General features: G+C 58.4%; 8 protein-coding genes. 5 read left to right on the top strand and 3 right to left on the bottom strand.

The genetic code is table 11. The features are described 5' to 3' along the window. Window positions 1-222: 222 nt before the first annotated feature. On the bottom strand, window positions 223-1,443 hold the full coding sequence (locus G5533_RS02625; protein ID WP_201988045.1) for a methyltransferase: 1,221 nt from the start codon (window positions 1,441-1,443) through the stop codon (window positions 223-225). A 183-nt stretch (window positions 1,444-1,626) separates the two neighbouring features. On the opposite strand from G5533_RS02625, the gene G5533_RS02620 reads away from it, so the two are divergent. Further along, the gene (locus tag G5533_RS02620; RefSeq protein WP_441254409.1) at window positions 1,627-2,205 is read left to right on the top strand and encodes a PhnA domain-containing protein; all 579 of its coding nucleotides are present in this window, start codon (window positions 1,627-1,629) and stop codon (window positions 2,203-2,205) included. 204 nt (window positions 2,206-2,409) lie between these two features. On the opposite strand, the gene G5533_RS02615 is transcribed toward G5533_RS02620, so the two are convergent. Continuing rightward, window positions 2,410-3,936: a fumarate hydratase gene (locus G5533_RS02615; RefSeq protein WP_005351759.1), complete on the bottom strand. Its 1,527-nt coding sequence runs from the start codon at window positions 3,934-3,936 to the stop codon at window positions 2,410-2,412. Between the two features lie 294 nt (window positions 3,937-4,230). Between G5533_RS02615 and pabB the strand changes: the two genes are divergently transcribed. The 3 genes from pabB (at window position 4,231) to G5533_RS02600 (ending at window position 7,638) form a co-directional block, all read left to right on the top strand. Then, window positions 4,231-5,514 carry an aminodeoxychorismate synthase component I gene (gene pabB / locus G5533_RS02610; protein ID WP_441254408.1) on the top strand — a complete coding sequence of 428 codons (1,284 nt, stop codon included), beginning with the start codon at window positions 4,231-4,233 and terminating at the stop codon, window positions 5,512-5,514. A gap of 42 nt (window positions 5,515-5,556) precedes the next feature. Further along, the gene (locus tag G5533_RS02605) at window positions 5,557-6,123 is read left to right on the top strand and encodes a CoA pyrophosphatase (protein ID WP_005351753.1); all 567 of its coding nucleotides are present in this window, start codon (window positions 5,557-5,559) and stop codon (window positions 6,121-6,123) included. Between the two features lie 216 nt (window positions 6,124-6,339). Beyond that, the gene (locus G5533_RS02600; RefSeq protein WP_005345325.1) at window positions 6,340-7,638 is read left to right on the top strand and encodes a serine/threonine transporter; all 1,299 of its coding nucleotides are present in this window, start codon (window positions 6,340-6,342) and stop codon (window positions 7,636-7,638) included. Window positions 7,639-8,188: 550 nt separating this feature from the next. Here the strand turns inward: G5533_RS02600 and sstT are convergent. Further along, the gene (gene sstT / locus G5533_RS02595) at window positions 8,189-9,439 is read right to left on the bottom strand and encodes a serine/threonine transporter SstT (protein ID WP_439983862.1); all 1,251 of its coding nucleotides are present in this window, start codon (window positions 9,437-9,439) and stop codon (window positions 8,189-8,191) included. A 355-nt stretch (window positions 9,440-9,794) separates the two neighbouring features. Here sstT and G5533_RS02590 point away from each other — a divergent pair, with 355 nt between their 5' ends. After that, complete coding sequence (locus tag G5533_RS02590) at window positions 9,795-11,711, top strand: RecQ family ATP-dependent DNA helicase (RefSeq protein ID WP_421310131.1); 1,917 nt, start codon at window positions 9,795-9,797, stop codon at window positions 11,709-11,711. Window positions 11,712-12,252: the final 541 nt, after the last annotated feature.

Raw genomic sequence — 12,252 nt, 5'->3', positions numbered from 1 at the left:
TAATTTGTGAACCATTTCACCTTGTGCTACTCAACGCAGCTAAAACGACATAAAAGAACTCAAACGATGACCATTTTGGCCTGTTTTGCCACCCGTATGGGGAGGCGAAAGACGATCAGATGATCTGTCACCAATTAATTATTCGTGGCAAAAAAAATGGCTGACCCGCTTCACCAGTCAGCCATCAACAATGTTCAAATCACGCTCACAAAGAGCTCGGTGTCAGGCGCGCACGGCACGGATCAGGATATTGCGCGGGGTCATGGGTTTGGCACAGAACTCCCCCACTTCGACCCGATAACCCTGCTCTTGCAAAAAGAGCGCGCGATCCAGCGCCAGCCAGATCTCGAGAGGACGGCGAAACAGATGACGCACCAGCTCCATGCGGGCGACATCACCAAAGCGACGCTCCCCGTGCTCCAACCAGGCGGGATAGTCGAGCCCGGCGGGCAGCACAATCCCTTTGCGTTCAGCAGCCCAAACGCAGAATGCCTCGAAGGTGCCGGTCAGCAGGCTCTTTTGCATATTGGGCACCGGCAGATACTCATCCACCCCGCGCACCTGACGCTGCAGGCAGTCAAACCCGAGCCGCCACACCACTTCCTGCTCGCGCAGGCGGGCGATCCGCGCACCGCCGGTGACCGTCTCCTGTAGCGGCAACTTGAGATCCGCTTTGCTCAACACCAGCTCGCTGGCGCTGGCCGCGGCCGACAGCGGGCGATAGTGGCTGGTACGGATCAGGTGGTAACAACAGGGAGAGATGGTCACTCCGCGGGCACCGCGCTCGGCCACCCGCTCCAGCAGATGGGTGTGGAGCTCGCCGCAGGCATGGAGTGCCATGGCGTGATGTTCGGGGGCGATCAGCGCCGCCGATTCAGGGGCAAAGGCATCGGCGCAGGTAAAGGTCATATTGGCGCCATCCCGCTCGGCCAGCAGCCGACCTTCGTCACAAAGCTGTCCTTGCAGCTCCAGACTGAGGATAGGAGCCTGTCGATGAAGTGACACCAGCCGCCCAAGATGTCCCTTGCCAGCACACCACTCCAGATAGGGGCCCTGATGGGCAGGCAGACAGGCGGTGAACGACTCGATCTGGGCCTGCTTGCGCCCCGGCATATGCAGCGCCATCTCCTTGCTGCAAGTGATTGGCTCAGGGGTAAACGGGGCAAGCTGACTGAGTTGCTGCAGCTCGGCTCCCTCGGCAATCCAGGGGGCAAGCAGACTGCTGAGGGCATCCATATCCGCATCGAGCTCTGCCAACTGGACGAGCGTCAGCCCATTGAGCAGTACCGCCAGCTCGGGCGCCTCATCGGCAAAGGCCATGGTCAGATGATGATATGGCTGATACTGCCACCAGCGTCGGTAGCGGGTGAGCAGTCGATCCAGGTGTTGAAAACGTTGAGCCAGCACGAATGCCCCTGCCTTGCAGTCATAAAGGAGGCTCATTCTAGCGATCCCGCTTCAAATTGCACTCTCAATACCAAACGATCAGCGCCGCGCAACAGCACAGCCAACCTTGTGAGCCAGGGCAGACCTGACAAAGTACGGGGTTTTATGCTATATTCCGCCCCCTCTTTCACGCGCCCCGCCAACGCGGGACGCTTTATCACTAGCTATGGGACCAACAACATGACCATCAACGCCATTCTGCAAGCGCGCGCGGGCGCCAAGTGTGAACTGTGCAGCGCCGAGCAGGCGCTGACCGCCTTCGTGGTGCCTCACTCCCCCGCCAGTGACGATGATCACAGCGTTACTATCTGTGACACCTGCCGTGGTCAGCTGGAACAACCGGATACCCTGGTGGTCAACCACTGGCGTTGCCTGAGCGACAGCATGTGGAGCCAGGTGCCTGCGGTGCAGGTGATGGCATGGCGCCAGCTGAAAGCACTCTCCGGCAAGGGTGAAGTGTGGGCTCAGGATCTGCTGGATATGATGTACATGGAAGACGAAGCCAAGGCCTGGGCTGAAGCTGGTATTGCTGACGAAGATGACGACAGCGTACCGACCGTTGACTCCAACGGCGCCGTGCTGCAAGAGGGCGACTCCGTTACCCTGATCAAGGATCTGGACGTGAAAGGCGCCGGTTTCACCGCCAAGCGCGGCACCCTGGTCAAGGGCATCCGTCTGACCAACAACCCGCTCCATATCGAAGGCAAGGTCAACGGCGTGCAGATCGTACTGGTTGCTGCCTACCTGAAAAAGGCCTAAAGCCAAGGGCGATTGCTCTGCTGTCTGCTGCCAGAGCACAAGCACAACGAAAAAGGATGGCGTCACGCCATCCTTTTTTATACCCGCTTGCCGCAAACGGCCAACTTGAGCCCATAACAGGCCAGCCAAAGCAAAAAGGCGCATCCGGATGGACGCGCCTTCTTTACAGGGCCGATACCGTTAACCGGCAGCGGAAACGGTCACTCAGGAGGAGAGTTTGCCGTCCAGCTCAGCAATCTTGGCCGACCAGTAGGCCGGGCCGGTTTCGTGGATATTGTTGCCTTCGGAATCGACGGCAACGGTCACCGGCATATCTTCCACTTCAAACTCGTAGATCGCTTCCATGCCGAGATCGGCAAAGGCCACCACGCGCGCCTTCTTGATAGCCTTGGCCACCAGATAGGCTGCGCCACCGACGGCCATCAGATAGACGGCCTTGTGCTGTTTGATGCTCTCGACGGTTTTCGGGCCTCGCTCGGATTTGCCGATCATGCCGATAAGGCCGGTTTCACCCAGCATCATGTCGGTGAACTTGTCCATCCGGGTGGAGGTGGTGGGGCCAGCCGGGCCAACTACTTCGTCACGCACCGCATCGACCGGGCCAACGTAATAGATGAAGCGGTTGGTGAAATCGACCCCTTCCGGCAGCCCTTCGCCATTTTTCAGCATGTCGGCGATACGCTTGTGGGCGGCATCGCGACCGGTGAGGATCTTGCCGGAGAGCAGCACGGTATCACCGCTCTTCCAGCTGGCCAGCTCGGCCTTGGTGATGCCATCGACGTTGACGCGGCGCACATTGCCACCCGCTTCACGGGTGATCTCCGGCCAGTCACTCAGTTTCGGCGGGGTCAGTTCGGCAGGGCCTGAACCATCCAGCTCGAAGTGAACGTGGCGGGTGGCGGCGCAGTTGGGGATCATCACCACCGGCTTGGAAGCGGCATGCGTCGGCGCAGATTTCACCTTCACATCCAGCACGGTAGTGAGGCCGCCCAGACCCTGGGCACCGATCCCCAGCTTGTTGACCTTGTCGTAGAGCTCGACCCGCAGCTTCTCTTCGGTGGTTTGCGGGCCACGGGCGATCAGCTCCTGAATGTCGATGTGCTCCATCAGGGCCTCTTTGGCCAGCACCGCCGCTTTCTCGGCGGTACCGCCGATGCCGATGCCCAGCATGCCGGGCGGGCACCAGCCTGCGCCCATGGTCGGCACGGTTTTCAGCACCCACTCGACGATATCGTCAGAGGGGTTGAGCATCACCATCTTGGATTTGTTCTCGGAGCCGCCACCTTTGGCCGCGATGCTCACTTCCACCTTGTTGCCGGGGATCATGTCGATATGCACCACGGCAGGGGCGTTGTCTTTGGTGTTTTTGCGACTGCCGGCCGGATCGGCCAGCACGGAGGCGCGCAGCGGGTTGTCAGGATTGGTGTAGGCACGACGGGTCCCTTCGTCCACCATCTCCTGCACCGTCATGTCGCTGTCCCACTGGACTTGCATGCCGATCTTGACGAAACAGGTCACGATGCCGGTGTCCTGGCAGAGCGGGCGATGACCTTCGGCGGACATGCGGGAGTTGATCAGGATCTGGGCCAGCGCATCTTTGGCGGCCGGGTTGGCCTCACGGTCATACGCCGCTTTGGCAGCCTGAACAAAATCCAACGGGTGGTAATAGGAGATGTACTGGAGGGCATCTGCGATAGAATCGATGAAATCCTGTTTTTTTATAATGCTCATATCATCCTCACTGGTCCTTGTCTCTGCCACGGAGCAGGGCAAGGGCTTCCATATGATGGGCCGTGCTGACGTGCTGGCTAAAAACTATCAACCAGCAAAAAACGAACGACACGGCAGTTTTTTCTTAAGTCACCGACACCTATGATACGCTTGCCCACCAGCACCGACTAGGGTTCGGGAACCAAACTGTTGCCTGTGTAACATAAAATGACGCCAACACTTCATATCCATCATCTAGACCATAGTGCTGAGCTCCATCAGCTTTTTGCCCGCCTGCAACATCAGCCGTGGGCCATGTTGCTGGAATCGGCGGGGCCACTCGGCGCCGATAACGGCTTTGATATCATCACTGCCGACCCGCTGGCGACCCTCGAAACCCGTGGCGAAGTGACCACTCTGCGTGTCGGGGCGAATATCAGCAAACACCACGAAGATCCCCTCGCCCTGCTGGCCCATACCCAGCAACAGTTGCTGGGGGAGCTGGAACTGTGCGCCACTCACCTGCCCTTTATTGGTGGCGCCCTCGGCTTGTTTGGCTATGATCTCGGCCGCCGCTTCGAACGACTGCCGGTGCAGGCCGCCGCCGATATCGCGGTGCCGGACATGGCGGTAGGCATCTACGACTGGGCGCTGCTGCGCAATGTGGCGACCGGCGACTGGCAGCTGGTGCACTGGGGGGATGAAGCAGGCCTTGCCAACCGGCTGGCCTGGTTTGAACAGCAGCAGGCCAAACCGGCCCCTGCTTTTGCCTTGTTGGGGGCGTGGCAGAGCAATATGAGCCGCGCCGAGTATGGCGAGAAGTTTGCCCGCATTCAGGAATATCTCGCCGCGGGGGATTGCTACCAGATCAACCTGACCCAGCGTTTCAGCGCCCCCTATCAGGGGGATGAGTGGCAGGCCTATTGCCTGCTGGCAACCGCCAACAAGGCCCCCTTCTCAGCCTTTATCCGCCTGCCGGAGAGCGCGCTGCTGAGCCTCTCCCCCGAGCGGTTCCTGCTGCTCGATGGCCGTCATATCGAAACCAAACCCATCAAAGGCACTCGCCCTCGCCACCCTGATCCGGCCACCGATCGGCAAGTCGCGCGGGAGCTGGCGCAGGCCGACAAGGACAGATCAGAGAATCTGATGATCGTTGATCTGCTGCGCAACGACATCGGTCGGGTCAGCCGGCCTGGCTCGGTCAGCGTGCCTCATCTCTTTGCGGTGGAGTCGTTTCCGGCGGTACATCATCTGGTCTCCACCATCCACGGTGAGCTAGATGCACGCTGGCAAGGGGTCGATCTGCTGCGCGCCTGTTTCCCGGGTGGCTCCATCACCGGCACCCCCAAGATCCGGGCAATGGAGATCATCGAAGAGCTGGAGCCACAGCGCCGCAATGCCTATTGCGGCAGCATCGGCTATCTCAGCCAGCATGGCCGGATGGATACCAGCATCTGCATTCGCACTCTGATCGCCGAAGCGGGTCGTCTGCACTGCTGGGCCGGTGGCGGCATCATCGCCGACTCCGACGCCGACAGCGAATATCAGGAGACTTATGACAAGGTCGCCCGCATCCTGCCGCCGCTGTCGGCGCTGTAACCCTCCCCACAGTCAGGCCAACGCACAGGAGAGCTCCCCGCCATGGATCGCCACGAACTGCTGACCCGCTTCCAGTTGCAGCGACCCGCCCCGGCCCATCGCCTCGCCATTGGCGGGCTCAGTCCGGCTGCGGTGTTGATCCCGGTGGTGATGCGCGATGAGGGGCTCAGCGTGTTATTGACCCGGCGCAGCCCACGGCTGCGTCATCATGGGGGGCAGATCAGCTTCCCCGGCGGACGACAGGATCCCGGCGACGAAAACCTGATTGCCACGGCGCTGCGGGAGACCGAAGAGGAGCTCGGCATTCCGGCCCGGCTGATTGAAGTGATCGGCACCCTCAACCCGCTCAATACGGTGTCACGATTCGAGGTGCTGCCTGTGCTGGGGCTGCTCGATGGCAACTATCCCCTCATTCTGAGTCCGGATGAAGTGGATCACGCCTTCGAAGTGCCGCTAACCCATCTGCTGGATCGGCGCAACCACATCCCCCTGACCCTTTCCAGAGGGGGGAAAGCGCACACCATCTACTGGATCCCCTGGCAACAGCACTTTATCTGGGGGGCTACCGCCAGCATGATCAACCAGCTAGCCCAGCATCTCGCAAAATAACAATTTACCTACATTTGACTGAGCGAGATTTAATCATTAACACTAAAATAACGTGCCAATTGATAAACAATAATTGAATTTTTCTTGTTTTGATCACATTTCCATAAGAAAGTGCGGTTTTTCGTGCCGTAAAGATGAATTTGATCAACATTTTTGATTAGAAAAACCGTATCCTTGCGCCGACTTAATAAGAACCACACATTCGGGGTGAGATAGATGTCAAACACAGTCACTGGCACGCAGGGAGTTGCGGCGTCAACAGAGCAAGGGATCAGCTCTACTCAAACCACTCGTTGGGAAAAACGCGACTCTACCTGGGTCATCAGTCTGTTCGGGACCGCAGTTGGCGCGGGGATCCTGTTCCTGCCGATCAACGCGGGTATGGGCGGTTTCTGGCCGCTGGTCGTCATGGCGCTGCTGGTAGGTCCCATGACCTATCTGGCCCACCGTGGTCTGGCCCGCTTCGTGCTCTCCTCCAAAAAGCCAAACGCAGACATCACCGAAGTGGTGGAAGAGCACTTTGGCGTGGGTGCCGGTAAATTAATCACCCTGCTCTACTTCTTCGCCATCTACCCCATCGTGCTGATCTACGGCGTGGGCATCACCAACACCGTGGAAAGCTTCATGGTCAACCAGCTGCAGATGAGTGCCCCGCCGCGCTGGATCCTCTCCATCGTGCTGATCATGGGCATGATGTCGGTAATGCTGGCCGGTGAGAAGCTGATGCTGAAAGTGACCGAGCTGCTGGTTTATCCGCTGATCGCCATTCTGGCCGGCATCTCTTTGTACCTCATTCCGGACTGGACCGGAGCCGCGCTGGAGCAAGTGCCCTCTGCCAAGGATTTCGCCACTACCCTGTGGCTGACCATCCCGGTACTGGTCTTCTCCTTCAACCACAGCCCGGCCATCTCCAGCTTCTCTCTGGCCCAGCGCCGCGACCACGGTGATCAGGCTGTCGAGAAAGCCGATGCCATCCTCAAGCGTACCGCCATGGTGCTGCTGGGCTTCGTGATGTTCTTCGTCTTCTCCTGCGTCATGAGCCTGACTCCGGCTCAGCTGGCAGAAGCCAAGGCTCAGAACATCGCCGTGCTCTCCTATCTGGCCAACCAGCATGCTAGCCCCATCATCTCCTACTTCGGTCCGCTGGTTGCGTTCGTGGCCATCGTCTCCTCCTTCTTCGGCCACTATCTGGGTGCCCGTGAAGGACTGAAGGGGATGATCGTGCAGAACATGCGCAAGTCAGGCAAAGAGCCAAACGCCAAGAAAGTCGAGATGTTCATCATCGCCTTCTTCATCCTGACCCTGTGGGGCACTGCCATTGCCAACCCCTCCATCCTGGGCATGATTGAATCCTTGGGCGGCCCGATCATCGCCACCATCCTGTTCATCATGCCGATGTACGCCATCAAGCGCGTACCGGCCATGGCGAAGTATCAGGGTCATATCAGCAACGTATTTGTCGCTGTGATGGGGATGATCGCCATCTCCGCCATCCTCTATCAGCTGGTCGGTTAATCCCCTACCTGCCGCTGATAGCAAAAAGCCAGCCGAACACTCGGCTGGCTTTTTTATCTCTGCAATCTGTGCATCCGCGATTGCCCTGCTCTCTCCTTATTACTCTCCTCACCTTGTTGGATATCTGCATGCTCACCAGCGCCATGGCAGAGCACTTCGGATATCAACATGACGCCCCCCTGCCCGCAGCTCAATATCGCCAACACGTTTACTCCCCCTCACCAAACCATGATGGCGTGTCTGATAGGACGGGCTCATCTGCCGCAGCCAGCCATCTTCGTTCTTCTGTGATGCTGTGATTGTCCTGAAGATCTGAGGTAAGCCATAGCAACCGGCTGTTAGCAGAACAGACAAAGATGTGTAACGCACAACAGAAGGAGGAAGCACGACTCAAAGGGATAAAGATAAGGCAGCGCCCTGGACAAGGGCGACAGAATGTCCGGCACATCAGCCAATGAGATTGATCAAGGAGGAAAAGAGAGCAAAGCCAACAATAAAAAGCGCCCTCCGAAGAGGGCGCAAGTGTGTTGCGAAACTGAGCGTTACGAGATCAGGCTTCGCGGCTCGGTATCGGAGCCACATCCAGCAAGGTTTCATCTTCGGCCATGCAAGCTGCGGCAGTGAACAGCACGTCGGTGGAGCTGTTCAGCGCTGTCTCGGCAGAATCCTGCAACACACCGATGATAAAGCCGACAGCAACCACCTGCATGGCGATGTCGTTACTGATGCCAAACAGACTGCACGCCAGCGGGATCAGCAGCAAAGAGCCACCGGCGACACCGGACGCGCCACAGGCACTGATGGTGGCTACCACAGAGAGCAGCACGGCCGTTGCCATGTCCACTTCCATCCCCAGGGTATGTACCGCCGCCATGGCGAGCACAGTGATGGTGATGGCCGCACCCGCCATGTTGATGGTGGCACCCAGCGGGATGGAGACCGCGTAGGTATCTTTGGGCAGGCGCAGTTTTTCACACAGCGCCATGTTGACCGGAATGTTGGCGGCAGAGCTGCGGGTAAAGAAGGCGGTCACGCCGCTCTCTTTGAGGCAAGTCAGCACCAGCGGATAGGGGTTGCGCTTGATCTTCCAGAAGACGATCAACGGGTTGACCACAAAGGCGATAAACAGCATGCAGCCGATCAGCACCACCAGCAGTTGGGCATAGCCAAACAGGGCGTCAAAGCCGGTCTCTGCCAGAGTGGAGGCAACCAGACCCAGGATCCCGAGCGGAGCACAGCGGATCACCGCTTTCACGATGGCGGAGACACCGTGAGACAGGTCAGTGATCAGCGCCTTGGTGCTCTCGTTGGCATGGCGCATGGCGATACCCAGACCGATGGCCCACGCCAGGATCCCGATATAGTTGGCATCCATCAACGCCTTGACCGGGTTGGTCACCACGTTGAACAGCAGGGTCTGCAGTACCTCGGTGATCCCGCCGGGCGGGGTGATCTCGGCAGTATTGGCCACCAGATGGAGGTTGGAGGGGAACAGGAAGCTGGCAATCACCGCGACCACGGCCGCAGAGAAGGTACCAAACAGGTAGAGCGCCAGCAGCGGGCGAATATTGGTCTTCTGACCCTGCTTGTGACCAATGATGGCCGCCATCACCAGTACGAATACCAGCAGCGGAGCTACCGCTTTCAGTGCACCAACGAACAGACTGCCAAGCAGACCTGCCGTTTTCGCCCACTCGGGCGCAAACAGTGCCAGCAAGATACCGAATACCAGACCAACCAGGATCTGGCTGACCAGGCTGGTGCTATTGACCAGCCGAAGGAGGGGGTGTTGTTGTGTCATCAAAAAAGTCCCTAAGCACCGTAGTGCATGAATCATGAGTCCTGTCTGCAACCACTCATCGGGAGACCCCTGTCGCCCGAATGTGGTGTCTGTGGCCAGCCTTCTGCCGGGCCGATCCGCCAGTCACCGGATTGCATGACGGAATATCCCATTCGCCATCTTTTTTTTCCAGAGACTCACCAAAAAATATCCCGTTTCCATCACAAAAAACCGCAACAAAACCTTAACCACAGCGCAACCACCCATTTTTGTACGTTTTATCGACACTCTCTGCCCTTACCCTCACGACCATTCCTGTGTCACCCGTGACCGGCATCGCTGTGCTATCATCCCCCATTTGCCGCGGAGCCTTGCCATGATCCCATCCCTGCTCAACCAATATTTTGGTTTCTCCGCACTCAGGCCAGGTCAGGAAGCGGTGATCAGCCGGGTGCTGGCAGGTCAGAGTGCCGCCGCCATCTTTCCCACCGGCTCCGGCAAGTCCCTCTGTTATCAACTGCCGGCCCTCGCCCTGCCTCACCTGACCCTAGTTATCTCGCCGCTACTGGCGCTGATGCACGATCAGCTCGCCTTCCTTAAAAGCAAGGGAATAAGCGCCGCTACCCTCGACTCAAGCCAGAGCCCGGAGGAGAGCCGACGAGTGATGCAGCAGGCGCTGGATGGCCAGCTCAAGATCCTGATGATCTCGGTGGAGCGACTCAAGAACGAGCGCTTTCGCCGCTTTATCCAGCAAGTGCCGCTCTCGCTGCTGGTCGTCGATGAGGCGCACTGTATCTCGGAGTGGGGCCACAACTTTCGCCCCGACTACCTCAAGCTGCCGAGCTATTGCCATGATCTGAAGATCCCGCAGGTATTGCTGCTCACCGCCACCGCCACACCGGCGGTGATTCAGGATATGCAGACCAAATTCGGCATCGCGCCGGAGGGGGTCGTGGTCACCGGTTTCTACCGCCCCAATCTTGATCTGGCGGTCATTCCCCTGTCGCCCGACGCGCGGGATAGCTGGCTCGCGCAGGAGTTGGCCAACGATCCGGCGGCCCCCACCATCGTCTACGTCACTTTGCAACACACCGCAGAAGCCTGTGCCGAGCAACTCATTAGAGAAGGGATCAACGCCCGCGCCTATCATGCCGGACTCGACTCGGTGCTGCGCAGTCAGATCCAGCACGACTTCATGGCGGGCAAGGTGGATTGCATCGTCGCCACCATCGCCTTTGGGATGGGGATCGACAAAGCGGATATCCGGCGGGTCATTCACTACGATCTGCCCAAATCCATCGAAAACTACAGCCAGGAGATTGGCCGCGCCGGAAGGGATGGCCAACCATCGCGCTGTATCGTGCTGGCCAACCAGAGCCAGCTGCCGGTGCTGGAGAACTTCGTCTACGGCGATACGCCGGATTTGAGTGCCATCCTCCAGCTCCTTGCCATCATCAAGCAGAGCGGGAGCGAGTGGGAATTCACCCTGCTGCGTCTCTCCAACGACACCAATATCCGCCAGTTGCCCCTTAAAACCCTGCTGGTCTATCTGGAGATGGCAGGCATCATCACACCGGCCTACAGCTACTACGCCGACTACCGCTTCAAGTTTGTGCTGGATAAAGGCGAGATAGTGAGCCGCTTCAATCCGGATCGTCGCCAGTTTCTGGAGCAACTGTTCGCCTGCGCCCCGCAAGCCCGCAGCTGGTGCACCATGGACTTTGACGCCCTCTGGCAGGGCTATCAGGGGGAGCGACAGCGGGCGGTTGCGGCGCTCGACTACCTGCAGCAGCAAGGCTGGATCGAGCTTGAAAGCAAACAGATGACCGAGGTCTACCGGATCACCCGTCAGGGGTGGGACAACGAGCAGGAGGCTAACGCGCTCCATGCGCTCTTCTTGCAAAAAGAGCAGAGTGAGTTGGCCAGACTGCAAGCCATGCTCGACTTTTTCACCTCGGATGAGTGCCTGAGCCACCGCCTCGCCCGCTATTTTGCCGATGAGGTGGCGCCGGTTCATTGTGGCCACTGTTCGGTTTGTCGCGGCGAGGTGGCGCATCTCCCGCCCCTGCCCTCACTGACCATGCCAAACGAGGCGGGGATCCGCGCCTGGTGCGATCCGCTGATTGCCAAGACCGGTTCCGTGGATGCGCGTGTTCTGGCCCGTTTCCTGTGCGGTATCGCCACACCGCTGACCAGCCGGGTCAAGGCCAAATCGCTGGCGGGCGCAGGCCAGTTGGCCGCCCACCCGTTTGCCCGCGTCCTGGCGGCCGTGCAACAAGCCTACCCTTGCTAGGTGAGTGCTGGCTGCGTCAATAGCCACCAGCAGTAACAAGCGTTTACAGACGCAGAAAAAGAAGACCCTCGCGGTTGCGAGGGTCAAGCCAACGGAAACGTGCTTAAACAGAGCTTGGTGAGGCAACAGTCAACTCTCTTGCTAAAGCATCTTGCTGCTCACACATCGCCAATCTAGGGCACTCAAAATGTAGCGTCAATGTAAAAATTAGAGCCAAAACTCCAAACAAAGTGATTTACGTTGACGTTCACGTAATGACATTCTCATCCATAACCCCGCCAACCCGCAGCCCCATTGCCTTTCGTCAAACCCCTTAATCTTTTCGCAATAAGTTCCCTGTTTCCCATAAACATTTATTTTTTATGTCTTTGACATTTACCTCGCTATCGTGGCAAAAATAATTTAACAGTCAGTAACATAGCGGTGTTGTTGACTGACCCTCCCCGCACAAGGATCGGGCAGGTTTCTTCAGAATTTAACCTATCAACCGTGATGGATTACTGGAGTCTGTTGACTAGGCTTTAAAAGCGCACAACACAAA

Source organism: Aeromonas sp. A600620 (assembly GCF_029479985.1).
GTDB lineage: Bacteria > Pseudomonadota > Gammaproteobacteria > Enterobacterales > Aeromonadaceae > Aeromonas > Aeromonas veronii_A.
Note: the sequence above shows the minus strand (reverse complement) of the source record. Positions and strands in the feature narration are given on the sequence as shown.

Coding starts and splice junctions, on each gene's coding strand:
- G5533_RS02625 (WP_201988045.1), bottom strand. CDS start 1,443: ATGAGCCTCCTTTATGACTGCAAGGCAGGGGCATTCGTGCTGGCTCAA.
- G5533_RS02590 (WP_421310131.1), top strand. CDS start 9,795: ATGATCCCATCCCTGCTCAACCAATATTTTGGTTTCTCCGCACTCAGG.
- sstT (WP_439983862.1), bottom strand. CDS start 9,439: ATGACACAACAACACCCCCTCCTTCGGCTGGTCAATAGCACCAGCCTG.
- G5533_RS02620 (WP_441254409.1), top strand. CDS start 1,627: ATGACCATCAACGCCATTCTGCAAGCGCGCGCGGGCGCCAAGTGTGAA.
- G5533_RS02600 (WP_005345325.1), top strand. CDS start 6,340: ATGTCAAACACAGTCACTGGCACGCAGGGAGTTGCGGCGTCAACAGAG.
- pabB (WP_441254408.1), top strand. CDS start 4,231: ATGTTGCTGGAATCGGCGGGGCCACTCGGCGCCGATAACGGCTTTGAT.
- G5533_RS02615 (WP_005351759.1), bottom strand. CDS start 3,936: ATGAGCATTATAAAAAAACAGGATTTCATCGATTCTATCGCAGATGCC.
- G5533_RS02605 (WP_005351753.1), top strand. CDS start 5,557: ATGGATCGCCACGAACTGCTGACCCGCTTCCAGTTGCAGCGACCCGCC.